Source organism: Salmonella sp. 741265116_PST (genome assembly GCF_046567715.1).
Taxonomy (GTDB): domain Bacteria; phylum Pseudomonadota; class Gammaproteobacteria; order Enterobacterales; family Enterobacteriaceae; genus Salmonella; species Salmonella enterica.
In genome coordinates, this window is record NZ_JBKFPH010000036.1 from 19,783 (window position 1) to 36,747 (window position 16,965).

General features: G+C 52.8%; 16 protein-coding genes and 1 pseudogene. All 17 read left to right on the forward strand.

What is annotated here, in order from left to right; genetic code table 11:
• The first annotated feature begins 13 nt into the window (after positions 1-13).
• Positions 14-1,522 (forward strand): type VI secretion system contractile sheath large subunit, encoded by a 1,509-nt coding sequence (tssC, locus tag ACLD11_RS19075; RefSeq protein ID WP_000013884.1) that lies wholly within the window; start codon positions 14-16, stop codon positions 1,520-1,522.
• A 66-nt stretch (positions 1,523-1,588) separates the two neighbouring features.
• Complete coding sequence (locus tag ACLD11_RS19080) at positions 1,589-1,975, forward strand: BPSL0067 family protein (protein WP_023202546.1); 387 nt, start codon at positions 1,589-1,591, stop codon at positions 1,973-1,975.
• Between the two features lie 12 nt (positions 1,976-1,987).
• The gene (locus ACLD11_RS19085; RefSeq protein WP_024146195.1) at positions 1,988-2,434 is read left to right on the forward strand and encodes an STY0301 family protein; all 447 of its coding nucleotides are present in this window, start codon (positions 1,988-1,990) and stop codon (positions 2,432-2,434) included.
• 251 nt (positions 2,435-2,685) lie between these two features.
• A complete protein-coding gene (locus ACLD11_RS19090; protein ID WP_000312793.1) occupies positions 2,686-3,171 on the forward strand; it encodes an Hcp family type VI secretion system effector in 486 nt (161 codons plus the stop codon).
• A gap of 66 nt (positions 3,172-3,237) precedes the next feature.
• Positions 3,238-3,432, forward strand: a pseudogene (locus tag ACLD11_RS19095) (type VI secretion system lipoprotein TssJ); the annotation flags it as partial.
• Positions 3,433-3,474: 42 nt separating this feature from the next.
• Positions 3,475-3,960: a type VI secretion system amidase effector protein Tae4 gene (locus tag ACLD11_RS19100; protein ID WP_001081550.1), complete on the forward strand. Its 486-nt coding sequence runs from the start codon at positions 3,475-3,477 to the stop codon at positions 3,958-3,960.
• Positions 3,945-4,328, forward strand: coding sequence for a type VI secretion system amidase immunity protein Tai4 (locus tag ACLD11_RS19105; RefSeq protein ID WP_000379146.1), 384 nt, complete (start codon positions 3,945-3,947; stop codon positions 4,326-4,328). The genes ACLD11_RS19100 and ACLD11_RS19105 overlap by 16 nt, the downstream gene beginning before the upstream one ends.
• 142 nt (positions 4,329-4,470) lie before the next feature.
• A complete protein-coding gene (locus ACLD11_RS19110) occupies positions 4,471-4,956 on the forward strand; it encodes an Hcp family type VI secretion system effector (RefSeq protein WP_000119443.1) in 486 nt (161 codons plus the stop codon).
• Between the two features lie 66 nt (positions 4,957-5,022).
• Complete coding sequence (gene tssJ, locus ACLD11_RS19115) at positions 5,023-5,559, forward strand: type VI secretion system lipoprotein TssJ (RefSeq protein ID WP_076728131.1); 537 nt, start codon at positions 5,023-5,025, stop codon at positions 5,557-5,559.
• A gap of 3 nt (positions 5,560-5,562) precedes the next feature.
• Complete coding sequence (gene tssK, locus ACLD11_RS19120; protein WP_131046279.1) at positions 5,563-6,906, forward strand: type VI secretion system baseplate subunit TssK; 1,344 nt, start codon at positions 5,563-5,565, stop codon at positions 6,904-6,906.
• The gene (tssL, locus tag ACLD11_RS19125) at positions 6,903-8,207 is read left to right on the forward strand and encodes a type VI secretion system protein TssL, long form (RefSeq protein ID WP_039514490.1); all 1,305 of its coding nucleotides are present in this window, start codon (positions 6,903-6,905) and stop codon (positions 8,205-8,207) included. The genes tssK and tssL overlap by 4 nt, the downstream gene beginning before the upstream one ends.
• Before the next feature lies 1 nt (position 8,208).
• Entirely contained in the window at positions 8,209-8,982 is a 774-nt protein-coding gene (locus ACLD11_RS19130) for a Rap1a/Tai family immunity protein (protein ID WP_411012461.1), read from the forward strand.
• A 201-nt stretch (positions 8,983-9,183) separates the two neighbouring features.
• Positions 9,184-9,615 carry a Shiga-like toxin A subunit SciR gene (gene sciR / locus ACLD11_RS19135; RefSeq protein WP_023166851.1) on the forward strand — a complete coding sequence of 144 codons (432 nt, stop codon included), beginning with the start codon at positions 9,184-9,186 and terminating at the stop codon, positions 9,613-9,615.
• A gap of 33 nt (positions 9,616-9,648) precedes the next feature.
• Positions 9,649-13,518: a Type VI secretion protein IcmF gene (gene icmF, locus ACLD11_RS19140; RefSeq protein WP_411015258.1), complete on the forward strand. Its 3,870-nt coding sequence runs from the start codon at positions 9,649-9,651 to the stop codon at positions 13,516-13,518.
• The gene (locus tag ACLD11_RS19145; RefSeq protein ID WP_411015259.1) at positions 13,518-14,300 is read left to right on the forward strand and encodes a TagF domain-containing protein; all 783 of its coding nucleotides are present in this window, start codon (positions 13,518-13,520) and stop codon (positions 14,298-14,300) included. Before icmF ends, ACLD11_RS19145 begins: the two co-directional genes overlap by 1 nt.
• Positions 14,297-15,136: a hypothetical protein gene (locus ACLD11_RS19150; protein WP_000654209.1), complete on the forward strand. Its 840-nt coding sequence runs from the start codon at positions 14,297-14,299 to the stop codon at positions 15,134-15,136. The genes ACLD11_RS19145 and ACLD11_RS19150 overlap by 4 nt, the downstream gene beginning before the upstream one ends.
• A gap of 374 nt (positions 15,137-15,510) precedes the next feature.
• Positions 15,511-16,965 (forward strand): type VI secretion system Vgr family protein (locus ACLD11_RS19155; RefSeq protein ID WP_411015260.1); only part of this gene is annotated, 1,455 nt, incomplete at its 3' end.

Below are 16,965 nucleotides of genomic sequence, written 5' to 3' on the forward strand. Positions count from 1 at the left end.
TTAAGGAATTTTCATGGCAAACAGTAATATGCAGGCAACCGACGCGGTTGCTCAGGATACCGTCTCCGCATCCGGTGAATTTGATGCGTTGCTGAATCAGGCCTTCCGACCCAAGACTACCCAGGCGGCAAAAGCCGTGGAAGCCGCGGTGCAGACGCTGGCGCAACAGGCGCTGGCGAACACGATCACAGTCAGCGATGACGCTTATAAAAGCATCAGCGCTATTATTGCGCAGATCGACTTTAAACTGACCGAACAGATCAAACTGATCCTGCAACATCCCGACTGGCAGAAGCTGGAATCCTCCTGGCGCGGTATGGAGCATTTGGTTTACAACACCGAGACCGACGAAAAGCTGAAAATCCGCTTCATGAATCTGTCAAAAGATGAATTGCGGCGCAACATGAAGCGTTACAAGGGCATCGCCTGGGATCAAAGCCCGATGTTCAAGAAACTGTATGAAGCCGAATACGGCCAGTTAGGTGGCGAACCTTATGGCTGTATCATTGCGGATTACTACTTCGACCATACACCGCCCGATGTGGATCTGCTTGGCTCTATCGCCAAAGTCGCCGCGTCGGCCCATGCGCCGTTTATTGCCGGGGCTTCCCCCTCGGTACTGCAAATGGACTCCTGGCAGGAGCTGGCGAATCCCCGCGACCTGACCAAAATCGTCACCCAGAACCTGGAATATGCGCCGTGGAACTCGCTGCGGGCTAGCGAAGACTCCCGTTATATTGGCCTGACGATGCCGCGTTTTCTTGCCCGCCTGCCGTATGGCGCAAAAACCAACCCGGTGGACGAGTTTGATTTTGAAGAAGATGCGGATGGTTCTGACCATACCAAATACGTCTGGAGCAACGCGGCCTACGCGATGGGCGTAAACATCAACCGTTCCTTCAAACACTACGGCTGGTGTACGTTGATTCGCGGTGTGGAATCAGGCGGTGCGGTGGAAAATCTTCCCTGCCATACCTTCCCGACTGACGATGGCGGCGTGGACATGAAATGCCCGACCGAAATCGCCATCTCTGACCGCCGCGAGGCTGAACTGGCGAAAAACGGTTTTATCCCGTTGATCCACCGTAAAAACTCAGACTATGCCGCCTTTATCGGCGCACAATCGCTGCAAAAACCACAGGAATACTACGATCCGGACGCGACGGCCAACGCCAACCTGTCCGCCCGTCTGCCGTACCTGTTCGCCTGCTCGCGCTTCGCTCACTTCCTCAAATGTATCGTCCGCGACAAAATCGGTTCCTTTAAAGAGCGTGAGGATATGCAGCGCTGGCTGAACGAGTGGATCATGAATTATGTCGACGCCGATCCGGTGAACTCCTCGCAAGAAACTAAAGCCCGTCGTCCGCTGGCTGCCGCTGAAGTAGTGGTGGAAGAGGTCGAAGGCAATCCAGGTTATTACGACGCGAAATTCTTCCTGCGTCCGCATTTCCAGCTTGAAGGGCTGACGGGATCGCTGCGCCTGGTGACAAAACTGCCGTCAGTGAAGCAGGGCAATGCCTGATGCATTTATTTTGTGAATGTTTAAGCGAGTGAAGTCAGAGAAGATAGAGAATATAAAGAGGGATATATGGCATATATTTACGGTTTGGTTGATTCGTTGCAAGGGAAAGATCAGGTCGGTGATGGGGAGTGTGTGGCTTTAGTCAAGCAATATGCACATTTGGGGGTTACAGGAACCTGGAAGCAAGGGCGGAAGGTTTTTGGGGATAAGTCGATCCCCAGGGGGACAGCAATCGCAACTTTTGTTAATGGTAAATACCCAACTGGTGACGCTGTGCATAAACATGCGGCTTTCTATCTTGAACAGGATTCTAACTATATTTATGTTATGGATCAGTGGAAAAAGAAGAAAAAAATCTCGTCCCGCTCACTTTCTCGTAAAGGTGGGATACGTAGTGATGGCACATATCCGGATGCCAGTAACAATGCCGAAGCTTTTTATATTATTGAGTAGGAAATACATATTATGACCATAAGCTCAACTTTTCATCTGTTACCTGGTATTGTTCTGCTCTTTTCACAATATGCTGTGGCTTGGGAAGTTAGTTGTCCGGCTGTTATTGATACTCAGTCTTCTGCTGTGAGCCTGAAGTCTGATGTCCCAGCGCCGTGGCAGCTTTCTCCCCGATATATGTCGCGTTTATGGTTAAGTAGTATTGGGGTAACGCAGGGTAAACCTGAAAACCTGATGGATCTCAAACCAGAGACTAAAAAAGTAAACGGTGAAAATTGGTCTGTATGGGAAACAGAACGTGTTAGCGATAAAGAAACCGATCGCTATTGGGTTTCGTGCATTTATGGTCATGAACAGATATGGTTGACGCAACCAATACCTGCTTCTTCTACTCGCTGTAAGACCCGTGATTTTGAGGGGTCGCCAGAAGACCAGTCTGTATCTTTTATCTGTAATTAGCAATTTGAGACGTGAAAATTTCAGTACAGGTTATAGTTTTTATTATCGGAAGTTATGAGGCATTATTTATATCCATTAAATAACGCGAACTCATAAAATAACTAAATACATTATCGGTACCGGAAAAATATACAGTCTTCTGTTCTCCTGAAATTATTGGAGAGGGATTCTGTACGGCAATGATTTATCTATAAACAAAGATGTAGATAAAATCAGATTAATTTTAAGTAAAACTTAATAAGGATATAAAAATGGCTTATGACATTTTTTTGAAAATTGACGGCATTGACGGCGAGTCAATGGATGATAAACACAAAAATGAAATCGAGGTGCTGGGCTGGCGCTGGAATATTCATCAGGAATCCACCATGCACGCCGGTAGCGGCCTCGGCTCCGGTAAGGTCTCCGTCACTAATCTGGAATTCGAGCATTATATCGATCGCGCCAGCCCGAACCTGTTCAAATACTGCGCCTCCGGCAAGCACATTCCGCAGGCCATTCTGGTTATGCGTAAGGCTGGCGGCAACCCGCTGGAGTACCTCAAGTACACCTTTACCGATCTGATCGTTGCGGTCGTTTCACCTAGCGGTAACAGAGAAGGCGAAATCGCGTCTCGCGAGCGAATTGAGCTCTCCTTCAGCACCGTGAAGCAGGAATACGTGGTGCAGAACCAGCAGGGTGGCAGCGGCGGCACTATCACCGCAGGTTACGACTTCAAGGCGAACAAAGAAATTTAACGGTTGTTTTTCCGGCCAGATTTATATCTGGCCGGATTTATTGTTTTGATTTTAAAGGAATTTACAGTGAATAAATGGCGTAACCCCACTCGGTGGTTATGTGCGGTAGCTATGCCTTTTGCACTGCTCCTGCTTTCCGGATGCGGCAGTAGCGATGCGTTACCTGATCCCTAATCGCAGCGGCCTGGCTTGAGCGTGAAAGCGTTTTACAAGGTGAATTCTGACAATCAGAAGAAAGCGGCGTCCATGAAGATACGTGTTAAGAATTAATGACCTACACAGAATTTTTAGAGGGTAAGCAAAATGAACAGACCTTCATTCAATGAAGCGTGGTTAGCTTTTAGGAAGGTGAATCATTCCGTCGCTGATGTGGGTAGCATTATTGGTGGAAACGTTGGGAAAAATATAACTGGTGGTTATTTTCAAAATGCCTGCCCTATTCGAATGAGCTATGTTTTGAATGCGACAGGATTCCCAATAGCCCGTAACTCTCCGTATGCAAAGGTTAGTGGTGCCGATAATAAATTCTATATTTATCGCGTGAATGATATGATTGATTATCTTACTCATACTATGGGCAAGCCTGATCTTATTGTTAATAATCCGAAACAGAGTGACTTTATAGGGAAGAAAGGAATTATCGTAGTAAAAGGGCATGGCTGGAGCAATGCCAGAGGACACGTTACATTATGGAATGGCAGTATCTGTTCAGATCAGTGCCACTTATTAAATGATCCAGATAATGGACCATTTGTTCCTGAAGTTGGGACTCTGTGGATACTGCCGTGAAATGGTTAATATTAGTTACTTTCAGCATAAGTGGAATGCTGGTATGGCAGCCATCCTTTGCACAAGAAGCATTGACCACACAATATTCACAGTCGGAACTCTTAAAAAACTGGGCGCTGAGTCATTGTCTGGCATTAGTATACAAAGATGATGTCGTTAAAAACGATGCCAGAGCTACGGCCAGTGCTTACCTTGAATATGGTAAACAATCTGTGGAGATTTACCATGAAATTGATGAGATTGCGAAAAAATATTCAGGGTTGAAATATAACGGCTCGATATCATCAGATTTTAATACCATGAAGTGCATAGATTTTATCCACGACAGGGAATTAAATGAATTAATTAAAAGGCGTGTCGAGAAGTAAAATTCAAAGATATTAAAAGCATACGTTCTCTTGCTCTGATGAATTTATGGGTAAGAAAGAGCTGTACAGGAATAGTTAATCTGTTCACCTAATAAAGCAGATAAATCAGGGCTTAATTTAGGTAGTTAAAAGGATAGTAGATATGTCTTATGACATTTTTCTGAAAATTGACGGCATTGACGGCGAGTCAATGGATGACAAACACAAAAATGAAATTGAAGTACTGAGCTGGCGCTGGAATATTCATCAGGAATCCACCATGCACGCCGGTAGCGGTCTCGGTTCCGGTAAGGTCTCCGTCACTAATCTTTCATTTGAACATTACATCGATCGCGCCAGCCCGAACCTGTTCAAATACTGCTCTTCCGGTAAGCACATTCCGCAGGCCATTCTGGTTATGCGTAAGGCTGGCGGCAATCCGCTGGAGTACCTCAAGTACACTTTCACAGATCTGATTATTGCAATGGTATCGCCCAGCGGAAGCCAGGGAGGGGAAATTGCGTCTCGCGAATCAATTGAACTCTCCTTCAGCACCGTGAAGCAGGAATACGTGGTGCAGAACCAGCAGGGCGGCAGCGGCGGCACCATCACCGCAGGCTACGACTTCAAGGCCAACAAAGAAATTTAACGGTTGTTTTTCCGGCCAGATTTATATCTGGCCGGATTTATTGTTTTGATTTTAAAGGAATTTACAGTGAATAAATGGCGTAACCCCACTCGGTGGTTATGTGCGGTAGCTATGCCTTTTGCACTGCTCCTGCTTTCCGGATGCGGCAGTAGCGATGCGTTACCTGACCTCGAATCACAGCGACTCGACCTGAGCGTGAAAGCCTCCGATAAGGTGAATCCTGACAATCAGAAGAAGGCCGCGCCCATTGAGATACGTGTTTATGAACTAAAAAATGACGCCGCTTTCACGACAGCTGATTACTGGTCGCTCCATGACAACGACAAATCCGTCCTTACCGACGATTTAGTGCGTCGCGACAGCTTTATTTTGCGTCCCGGCGAAGAGAAAAAACTGCGTCGCCCGCTGAATGCGCAGACCACGGCAATCGGCATACTGGCCGGATACCGTAACCTGGCCAAATCGGTCTGGCGGGTAACCTACAAAATCCCGGAAGCCCCGGAAAAAGCCTGGTACAGCAGCTTCATACCGGGGAAAGGAAAAGTGCAGTTGGAGGCGGAACTGGAACAAAGCGCCATTGTAATTACGGAACGGGATAAATGAATTATGAGCTGGAATGACCGCGTAGTCTGGAGTGAAGGACAATTTTTACTGCCGCAGATGTTTCAGCAGCAAGAGCGTTATCTGGAACACGTCATGCATTACCGCAGCCTGCCGCTGACCCCCTTTTTCTGGGGATTCAGCCACTACAATATTGATGGCGAAGCGCTGAACATCGGTAAACTGATACTGAAAGAGGCATCAGGGATTTTTCCTGACGGCACGCCGTTTAACGCACCGGGCCACACCCCGCTACCGCCGCCGCTGACCATCCTGCCGGAGCACCTGAACCAGCAGATTTGTCTGGCGGTACCGGTACGCGCGCCGAACAGCGAAGAAACTACGTTTGACAATAACCCGGAATCACTGGCGCGTTTCTCGGTACACGAACACGACATCCGCGACGCCAACTCGCTGGGACGTGGCGCGCAGTTATTACAGCTCAGTCACCTGCGCCTGCGGCTGCTGCCGGAAAAGGCGGTGACGGGCGCCTGGATTGGCCTGCCGCTGACCCGCATCACCGGGCTGAATCCTGACGGGCGGATAGATATCGACCACGACCTGATCCCGCCCATCATTAATTATCAGGCCAGTTCACTGATGTGTACCTGGCTGTCGTGGATCAACGATCTCATCCGGATGCGGGCCGATTCGCTGGCGGAACGGCTGACCGGCAGCGACAACCACGGCCATGAAGCAGCGGAGGTCTCCGATTACCTGCTGTTGCAAATTCTCAATCGCTTTGAGCCGCTGTTGATTCACCTGGCGAAAACCCCGCTGGCCCCGGAAGTGTTGTATCGCTACCTGTCCGAACTGGCCGGGGAACTCTCCACCTATGTGCGTCCACAAACGCGACGACCCGCTGAATACAAAGAGTACAAACACCTGACGCCCTATGCCGGGTTGAAATCACTGGTTGATGAGGTGCAGTTCCTGCTGAATGCAGTACTGATCCGGGGCGCGCAGCGCATCGAGCTGAAAGAGGGGACTTACGGCATCCTGAATGCGGTGGTGGCCCCTTCCGATCTTGCCGATTTCAGCACGCTGGTACTGGCGATAAAGGCTTCAATGCCGACCGATGTGCTACTGCAACATTTTGCCGCCCAGACCAAAATCGGGCCATCCGATCGCCTGCCGGAACTGATCCGCTCGCATCTGCCGGGGCTGGCTTTGCAGGTTTTGCCTGTACCACCGCGCCAAATCCCGTTTCAGGCCGGATACATCTATTACGACATCCGCCGCGAGGGAGCATTGTGGGAACACATTGCCCGTTACGGCGGGATGGCCATGCATACCGCCGGGGAATTTCCGGGGCTGGAGACAGAACTGTGGGGAGTGCGCGATAAATGACAGACAGTACCCTGACGCCGCCAGCGGCGGACATGATGTCCTTTTTGTCCACCACGCCGGAACATAAGAACAGTGAATATGAAACGCCGGTACACACCAGCCAGCGCACGGAACTCAATGTCATCGTTGAAGACGGTCCGGACAGCAAACTCCGGCTGGCTGAAATCAGCGCGGCGGCTAACCCGTTGCTCGCCGCTGCCCAGCCTTTATTGTGCGCTCTCGCAGCCATGCCCGCTAAGCTGGATGCGGCCCTGGTAGAGCCTTACCGTAATTTGCTGGTACGCGAGATGCATCTGTACCAGACATTATGCGATCAGGCGAACCTGCGGCGCGAGCACGTACTGGCGGTACGTTACTGCCTGTGTACGGCGCTTGATGAAGCCGCCAATAACACAACCTGGGGACGGCGCGGCGTCTGGGCCGGAAAAAGCCTGCTGGTAACATTTCATGGTGAAAGCGAAGGCGGGATAAAACTTTTCCAGATCATCGGGCGTTTGGCGGCCAGCTTCCAGGAGCATGGCAACGTACTGGAGGTTATCTACCACCTGCTAGGGTTGGGATTTGAAGGCCGCTACAGCGTGCAGCCAGACGGGCGTAAGCAACTGGACAATATTCGCCAGCAATTGCTGACACAGCTTTCACAGCGTCGCGATCCGGTCATGCCCGCGCTCTCGCCTGACTTTCAGGGGGCGATAAGCGGACGACTGCGGCGGATGCGCCGGGTGCCGGTCTGGCTGAGCGCCGGGATAGCCCTGTTGGCGATGCTGACGCTGTTTGGCCTTTACAGCCACCGGATGGATGTGCAGACCGTCACCGTACAACAGCATATTGATGCGATTGGTATAAAACTGCCGCCGCCGCCCGTGCCGGTTCATAAGCTGCGGCTGAAAATCCTGCTGGCAAACGAAATCGCCCGTGGCCTGCTGACCGTGGACGAAGATGACCAGCACAGTAGGGTGGTCTTCCGTGGCGACGCCATGTTTGTACCGGGACAAAAAACGGTGAGTGACGCAATCCGGCCAGTGATTAACAAAGCGGCGCGGGAAATCGCCCGCGTGGGCGGCGCAGTCACTGTAACGGGTCACACTGACAGCCAGCCCATTCATTCGGCTGAATTTCCATCCAACCTGGTGCTGTCGGAAAAACGGGCGGCGGAAGTTGCGGCATTGCTGACCTCCGGCGGCGTACCTGCCGGACGGGTACATATCGTTGGCAAGGGCGATACGGTGCCGGTGGCGGATAACGGCAGTAAAGCCGGGCGGGCGAAAAACCGTCGGGTGGAAATTCTGGTGGTGGAATAAATTGATGAAAAAATCAACCTATGATGTGTCTCATCATTCGCCAGTATGTGGCGTGACGGGGGATTATTATCGGATCTCAGCGACATATCACATAAAACGATCTGTTCGTGTTTTTTTGATCATCTTATGTTGCCTGTTACCCGGTGGCGCTTTTGCCGGATCCCCGATTAACGCAGGATTCATTTCCCCCGATAATGTCAACCTCAGCACTCAGGATTTCCTGAAATTTTATGCCACTGACAACGTACAGAAAAAAGACAATACACTGATGTATATGCTGGGGGTGGCGGATGCTACAGAAGGTAAAGCCTGGTGTGGATATGGTCAGGTTGACAGTATAACAATAAACCATACTGTGCTGACCTGGCTTGAACAGCACGCGGTGACAAAGCCTGATGTAAGGGCTTCAATACTAATAGAGGAAGCATTAGTTAAAAATTTTCCCTGTCAGAGGACAGACCCCTCCATAAAAATTGCTTCCCGGTCATCCCCCATTTTATCCCTGACTCCGGATGCGCTTAATCTTTCAGGTAATGACTTTTTTAAATTTTGGGTGTCTGGTAATCAACGGGATAAACTCAGGGCGGGTGTCTATCTGCTCGGCGTGGAGGATGCAACGGAGAACAAACTGTGGTGTGGATACGCTTTATTTAAGACGCTAACATTAAATGAATTAGTCTATGTTTCTCTTAAAAATAAAACCAGTGAAGAACTGAATTCTCGCGCGGCTGAACTTATCATAAATAAATTAATAGAGTATCCCTGTAAGATATAAAATCATTCAAGTTGCATCAAGGCGGCAAGGGAGTGAATCCCCAGGAACGTACATTAGTTCGTGACTGGGGTGAGCGAGTAAAGCCAGCGCATATGCAGCCTGAAGTATGGCAGGTATACCCTGTGATAATGTTATCGCTGCCAGTTCAGATAAGTATTGGTGGTAAAGTCTTGGTGGTAATGGATTGATATGTTTAAGATAATGGTCTGTCTGTTGGTGGGTATTCCTGCCATTTCTTATGCGCACGATTATGGGTGTGCTACGGTTGGAGCATCAATGGAGTCATCATTATTTGATGCCATAAAAAATGACCTGAATATAGATGTCGCTACTATTATAAAGGATAAAACAAAGGTAGAGATTCTTGATATCTCGCCTGTATCTAAGGTCTATGCAGAATCTCTGGCCAGGATGGATTATGAAAAAGATAAGGCCAAAAATAAAGTGGCAATATTAGATAAAAAATCCTATTTCGATAGTTACTATGAAAATCAGGTTAAATCTATCGTGGCAAAATATACCTATATTAACAAAGATAAAGAAAAAGATATTTTCATTGCATCCAGCTTCATGAATGCTGATGAGTGTTCTGTAAGATTTAATGGTTATATTACTTTATCCAGGGAATTTTAAAATATTGATTATTGGGTGGCGAGTCGAAATATAATGCAAAAATTTCTTAGTCTGCTTTTTTCCCGGCGCGCGCTGGCGGTTGTGGGCGTTCTGGTTCTGGCGCTGCTGGTCTGGTTTGTCGGGCCGCTGGTGTCATTTGATACCCTGCGCCCGCTGGCCTCCGTGGGTAGCCGGGTAGTGACCATTGCTCTGTTGCTGATGCTGCTGGTACTGTGGCTGGTCAACTGGTCGATGAGCATTATCGGCATCAGTGTCCTGTGCCTGGCGATTGGCTTCGTCACACCGCTGCTGGCCCTGGGCGATGTCCATCCGTTTGCGCCGCTGTGGGTCCGCCTGACCCTGATTGGTTTCATCCTGCTGGTGTATGCGCTGTACGGCCTGTACCGGCTGTGGCGTGCGCTGCGTATGGATGAACAACTGCTGCGTCGCTTCCTGCATCCGCGCGGGGAAGAGGTACCGGTGGCTGGCGAGATCAAAGCCGACCTGCGCACCGTCAACCATATTGTCACGCAGGCCATCCGGCAGCTGCGGCAGTTGCGGGTGGACATGCCCGGCTGGCGTAAAATCTTCGAGGGAAAACGCTTTCTGTATGAGCTGCCGTGGTTCATGGTGGTCGGCAGTCCCGGCGATGGCAAAACCACGGCCCTGCTGAACACCGGATTGCAGTTCCCGCTGGCGGAGCAAATGGAGCAGACCTCGCGTATCCTGACAGTGCCGGGTGGCGGCACGCTACACTGCGACTGGTGGTTTACCAACGAAGCGGTGTTGATTGATACCGCCGGACGCTACGCCCGCCACGATGACGGTGGTGAAGCGAGCGCCGCGCAGCGTAACGCCGGAGAGTGGCAGGGCTTTCTCGGTCTGCTGCGTAAACATCGCCCCGGCGCGCCGCTTAACGGCGTGATCCTGACGCTAAACGTGGCGGATTTAACCGCACAGTCACCGGCGGAACGCCTGGCGGCCTGCGCTGCTCTGCGGGCGCGACTGGCAGAACTGCGCGAGACCCTGGGGATTCGCTTTCCGGTCTATCTGGTGGTCACCAAAATGGATTTGTTGCCGGGGTTCAGCGAGTATTTTCGCACGCTGACCAGCCATCTTCGCGCACAAATCTGGGGCTTCACGTTGCCGTACAGCCGCAGGCGAAAAGTGGGCGACCCGCAGGCGCTGCACGCCGCCTGCGCGCAGGAGCTGGCACGCCTGACGCTGCGGCTGGATCAGGGACTGGATACCCGGTTACAGGAAGAGTACGACCTTAAAAGCCGTCAGCGGCTGTATACCTTCCCGCGTGAGTTCGCCGCCCTCGGCGAGCCGTTGCTGGATGCTATTGAACAGATCTTCCTCGATTCAAAATTCGATGCCACGCAACTGAATAACACGCTGCGCGGGGTGTTTTTCACCAGCGCCGCGCAGGCGCAGGCCGACGCCGTGGCCGACCAGTTGAGTATCTGGCAGCGCTTTGTCCGGGCGATAAAAACCGCCCGTGGCGAATCCTCCGCCTCTCTCCCGCACGCTCTGCCGGACGGCAACCGCAGCTACTTCCTGCATGACCTGCTGACACAGTTTATTTTCCGTGAAGCGCACCTGGTGGAGCCAAACCTCCAGTGGGCCTGGCGTTACCGCCTGCTGCGCCTCGGCGGGCACCTGCTGGTACTGGTGCTGGCATTCCTGTTGTGGCAGGGGATGCAGACCAGCCAGCAGACCAACGGCGACTATCTGAATGAAATCAGCGCCCGCGCGACCCGGCTGGATGGTGAAGTGAAAGCCTACACCGGTAAACCGGCGATGGCTCCCGTCCCGGCACTGCTGGACAGCGCAAGGGAACTGTCCGCCTGGCCGGAACTGGACCCGGACGCGCCGCCGCTGACCTGGCGCTACGGCCTGTACAGCGTACCGCCGGTAACCGACAGCGTGGCGTCGCTGTACAACCGTCTGCTGGATCAACTGCTGCTGCCGCCGCTGGTGAAACGGATGGAGTATGTGCTGGCAGACGCCATTGCCCGTCAGGACAGTAAAGCGGCGTATGATGCCCTGCGCATCTATCTGCTGCTGAATCTGGATAAAGATCACGAAGATAAATACAACGCGGCGGAGATTCAGTCGTGGGTGATTAACGATCTGGGGAACAGCGACAGCGTGGCCGGGTTCGGCGGGCGCGCCGCCGTGCTGACGCATATCGAAGCGCTGTTTGACGGCAGCCGGGTGGTGCATTCACCGTATGAGAAAGATGAGGCGCTTATCCGCCAGGCGCGGGCATTCCTCGACGGTCACACCAGTACCGAGCGTATCTATGCGCGGGCGCTGGCGGCCATGGAGAGCGAAGCGCCGCAGGAGTTTACGCTGGTACGCGCCGTCGGCGCGGATGCGGGAACGGTGTTTGTGCGTAGCAACGGCGCGCCGCTGGATCGGGGCGTGCCGGGTATTTTTACCCGTGAAGGTTACCGGGAGCTGTTCGACAAACGATTACCGGAATTTGTGGCGGCGGCGACGGCGAACGATGGCTGGGTGATGGGCCGGGAGAGTACGCCAAAAAAGCTGACTGACAGCCTGCGCAGCCAGATACCGGGGCAGGAGCAGTCTGTTGCCCGCGAAGTCCGCCGTTTGTACCTGACGGAATATGCCCGCCGCTGGCAGGATTTTCTGGACAGTATCCATAGTATCAACAGTGCCGGGGAAGAGGGCAGTTCCGGCCTGGCCTATGATTTACAGGTGCTGCGCACCCTGGCGTCGCCGGACTCACCGCTGATGCGGCTGGGAAAAGCGGTGGTGGAGCAGACCACGCTGGTGCCGCCGCCGGACCCGCAGGCCAGACAGAAACAGCTGGCGCAGCGCGCGTCCGGTAACGCGGGGAAAGTGGTACAGACGGCAAAACTGTTCCAGGATATTCACCCGGAAGAGCGGCTGGAAAAAACGCTGGTAGATGACCGTTTCGCCGCGCTGCGCGAGGTCATTGGCGGGCGGACGGACGGCGGACAGAGCGGCGGTGGGACGATGCAGATCGCTTCGCTGCTGACCATGCTCAACGAGTATTACACCCAACTGACCATTGCTGACAGCGCGCTGGCGGCGGGGACGTTGCCAGCGCGCATTACTGCCGCAGACAAGTTGCAACTGGAGGCGGCGAAACTGCCCGCACCGCTGAAAAACATCCTGCTGGATCTGACGAAGCAGGGAACGCGCAAAATCAACGCCGGGACCGGTGATGTGCTGAACACCCAGATGGAGGCGATGATGGGCGACGACTGCCGTGACGCCATCGACGGGCGCTATCCGTTCGCCGACAGTCCGCAGGAGGTCAGCGCCGAGGACTTTAACCGCATCTTCGCCAGCGGCGGCGTACTGGATGCTTTCTGGAGCAAACAACTGGCTCCGCTGGCGGACACCGCCAGCGATCCGTGGCGCTACAAACCGACCGAAGGCAACATGACCTTGCAGGGGCCGGATTTAACGCCGTTTCAGCAGGCGAAGCAGATCCGCAGCGTGTTTTTTAACAGCGAGGGCGGGAAAAAATTCTCCTGGTCGATGCAGATTAGCGTGGTGGATATGGACCCGGCCATCACGGAACTGGTGATTGATATCGACGGCCAGGTGCTGCGTTACGCCCATGGTCCGGACCGGCCCCTGAAAGTGACGTGGCCGGGACCGCGCAACGGCTCGATGGCGGAAATCACCGCCAGCCCGCGTATTCGCCAGGACACCTCAACGCTACTGACCGGCGGGCCGTGGGCGCTGTTTCATCTGCTGGACGCCGGAAAGGTGCAGGAAACGGCGGTGCGGGGGCGCCAACTGGTGGAATATGATTTTGACGGTCGCCGGGTGGTGCTGGAAATCACCGCCGGGCGGGATTTTAACCCGGTCAGCCGGGAGCTGTTGCAGAACTTCAGTTGCCCGGCGAGGGCGCTGTAATGCGCCGGCCAGCGGTGGTATCAGCCCCGGCGATGTTCGGCAGGCTGCCGGACCAGCGCGACTATGTGCGCTGGCGGGTGGGCGCTGAAGAGGGACGAATATGGCAGGACTGGCTGAACCGCCAGACATGGGTGGGCAGCGGGCGGCATATCGTGTTGTCGGAAGGCCAGACGACCGATGAAGAGCGTGACGGCTGGATGCATCTGTCGCCGCGTGGCGAACACGCTATGCCCGCGCCGGAACACCATCCGCTGCCGTGGAGCTTTGTGATGTCGCCGGGATTTTTGCCGATGGGTGGGACGACTGACTGGCTGACCGGGGTGCTGATGGCATCGCGTGACAGCGTGGGACGCCCGTGGCCGCTGGTGATTTATCAGCGCTGCGGTCGGGAGTGGCTGGAGGAAAGTCTGCCGGAGATACAGGGCTGGCTGTACTGGCTGGCGCGGCTGACGGCGCAGCATATCTCGCCGGACACAATGCGTCGCGGACGGCTGACGGAGCAGGTGGACCAGCTATGGGCGATGTGGCAGCCGGGGCCGTGGTGGGCGCAGTGGCTGCGTGGGTTACGACGTACATCGCAGCGCAGCCGGGAACTGACCGGGCTGGCGGATGAAGCACCGGTAGTGGAACTGCCGGGCGTGCGTTATCTGCCGTGGCCGGGCTGGCCGGGTAAGACTCTGGGGCAGGCAAGACCGGGGCAAGGCTGGTTCTGGCAGCAGAACAGTGAAGGGCGGTATGTGGATGCGCTGCGACTGGTGGGGAATAACAGGAGGGAAGAGTGAAAGACTTATGGCAGACAGCACTGAACACGCAAGAACAAAATAGTTTCGCTGCAACCTGTAAGCCAGAAGATAATTTGTTGTTAAACGGTGTATTTTTGTGGGTTGAAACCACAGGTGCGGGTCATGCTTTTGTCTCTGTACATATGGATAATTCTGTTTATTTGTACACTTACGGGCGGTATGGAAGGACTGGCTCTAGTGCGACTGTCGGAGATGGTATTTTAAACTTCTTTGAAGATGAAGATGCCCGATCTTATTATCGTTATGAGCTATATCAGATGGAAGCACATGTGTTTGAAATAAATGATGCTAATCCGATATTGGTTCGTGAATTTTTTGAAAAATTGTGGAATGCAGCAAAACCACCTGTTCCTACAAAATCAATGACGGACAGGGTAAAGTTGCGGGGGCGTACAATTGATATTTATGATGTAACCGGAAATAATTGTACGACACACTCCGTTGAGGGGATTAAATATTCTGGTTCGAAAATATTTGAGACAAAATATATATTACCTTCTATACAGTCATCATTTGGGGTATCTGCTTCGCCACAGTTAACAGTTGACACAGAGATAGATTTCACGATCCCTTTCTCATTACAACAATACCTTATTGAGAAAAGTTCTGATTTTTCATCAATGTCAGTAATGAATATGACCAGTGAATTCAGGCAACAATATCCTAATATTGGTGATAAAAGTGGAGCAGCACAGGGATTGAGCGCTGTACTGATGGGGGTGGGAGCAAAAAGTTCTGCTTCATCAGGTACCTCGTCGCCATATTCTGGTGGTACATCTGGCGGTTCTCTGGGGAGTTCATACAATGACAAATAAATTCTGGATACGCTGGGGGATTATTTTATTTATCTCTGCCATTTATTATATTGTTGTTTTTTATTTTAATATTATATTTGCAGTGAATTACTCGGAAACGATGAGCATGGGAGGGGATTTTAGTTCGTCCCAGTGTGTATGGTTTGCCAGACAACTCTTATCGGATCATAATTATGTGTTCATTGTTTCAGTTGTGGGTTTTTTAATTTGTATGCCACTTATTTTGCTGGCTTTCAAAAAAATAAGATAAGCATTGCATTTTTTTTGAAACGTAAGCGCTTTTTTGTGCTTTTTAAAATATGTTTGTGCCAGTGGAATGTTATTTCCGACTGCCAGATACTGCGCTTAAATTTAGTATTAAAGGAGCAAATACCATGAGTTTTGTATCCACAAATAATAAATCCGGTATGGGGGGGCTGACGACAACCACGCCGCCGATAACAGGTGAAAACAGTGGAACTACAGCAGGTTCGGTTGCCGGAAGCGTGGCGGGAGCCGCAGAAGCGGCAGTGGAACAGGCGCTGGGATCTCTGATGGGCGACCTGCCTGAACCGTCGGGGTTGGTGAAAGCAGCGGTGGCTGCGGCGGCACAGGCTGCGGCAGCGGCGGGCGCGGCGCAGGATGTGATATCGGCACTAATTTCTGGTGCAACCAGCGGGCCGGGCGCACATAACGTGACGGTCAGCGGCAGCGCAGTTCCACCGCAGATGCTGCTGTTTTCCAGTCTGAACGGCTCGGAAGCTCTCGGTAGCTTGTTTACCTACATCGTACAGCTAAAAACGCCCGACACCCTGAATCTGGGCTATGTCTCCCCCGCAGCCAACCTGCCGCTTAAAGCCATGGTGGGCAAAGATTTGTGCGTCAACATCGAACTGGATGGCGGCGGCAAACGGCATATCAGCGGGCTGGTCACGGCGGCGCGGGTGGTGGGCCATGAAGGGCGTTCTGTTACCTATGAGCTGCGTATGGAGCCGTGGGTAAAACTGCTGACCCACACCAGCGACTACAAGGCATTCCAGAATAAAACCGTGGTGGATATTCTGGATGAGGTTCTGGCGGAATACCCCTACCCGGTGGAAAAGCGGCTGGTGGAAAGCTACCCGGTACGCACCTGGCAGGTACAGTACGGTGAAACTGATTTTGATTTTCTTCAGCGACTGATGCAGGAGTGGGGCATCTACTGGTGGTTTGAACACAGCGAGGACAGCCACACGCTGGTGCTGGCGGATGCCATCAGCGCCCACAAAGCATGTCCGGACTCGCCGCTGGTCGAGTGGCACCAGGAAGGGCTGAAGCTGGACAAGGAGTTTATCCACACTATCACGGCAAACGAGAGCCTGCGGACTGGCCAGTGGGTGCTGGATGATTTCGATTTTACGAAGCCACGTTCATTGCTGGCAAACACCGTGGCAAACCCGCGTGAAACCGGTCATGCCACCTACGAGCATTATGAGTGGCCGGGAGACTACTTCGACAAGAGTGAAGGCGAGATGCTGACGCGCATTCGTATGGAAGCGCAGCGCAGCCCCGGCAGTCGGGCTGGCGGAGCGGGGAATATCCGCACCCTCATGACTGGCTACACCTTTACGTTGATGAATCATCCGACGGCAGAGGTCAACCAGGAGTACCTGCTGGTACAGACCACGCTGTTTTTACGGGACAATGCGCAGCACAGCGGGCAAAACCAGCATTTTACCTATGTCACCACGTTTGAACTGCATCCCACCCGCGAAGTCTACCGTCCACAGCGAACAATAGACAAACCGCACACTAAAGGCCCGCAGAGCGCCATTGTCACCGGCCCGGCGGGGCAGGAAATCTGGACCGAT

Coding starts and splice junctions, on each gene's coding strand:
- tssC (WP_000013884.1), top strand. CDS start 14: ATGGCAAACAGTAATATGCAGGCAACCGACGCGGTTGCTCAGGATACC.
- ACLD11_RS19145 (WP_411015259.1), top strand. CDS start 13,518: ATGCGCCGGCCAGCGGTGGTATCAGCCCCGGCGATGTTCGGCAGGCTG.
- tssK (WP_131046279.1), top strand. CDS start 5,563: ATGAGCTGGAATGACCGCGTAGTCTGGAGTGAAGGACAATTTTTACTG.
- ACLD11_RS19100 (WP_001081550.1), top strand. CDS start 3,475: ATGAACAGACCTTCATTCAATGAAGCGTGGTTAGCTTTTAGGAAGGTG.
- ACLD11_RS19090 (WP_000312793.1), top strand. CDS start 2,686: ATGGCTTATGACATTTTTTTGAAAATTGACGGCATTGACGGCGAGTCA.
- ACLD11_RS19110 (WP_000119443.1), top strand. CDS start 4,471: ATGTCTTATGACATTTTTCTGAAAATTGACGGCATTGACGGCGAGTCA.
- tssL (WP_039514490.1), top strand. CDS start 6,903: ATGACAGACAGTACCCTGACGCCGCCAGCGGCGGACATGATGTCCTTT.
- icmF (WP_411015258.1), top strand. CDS start 9,649: ATGCAAAAATTTCTTAGTCTGCTTTTTTCCCGGCGCGCGCTGGCGGTT.
- sciR (WP_023166851.1), top strand. CDS start 9,184: ATGGTCTGTCTGTTGGTGGGTATTCCTGCCATTTCTTATGCGCACGAT.
- ACLD11_RS19085 (WP_024146195.1), top strand. CDS start 1,988: ATGACCATAAGCTCAACTTTTCATCTGTTACCTGGTATTGTTCTGCTC.
- ACLD11_RS19080 (WP_023202546.1), top strand. CDS start 1,589: ATGGCATATATTTACGGTTTGGTTGATTCGTTGCAAGGGAAAGATCAG.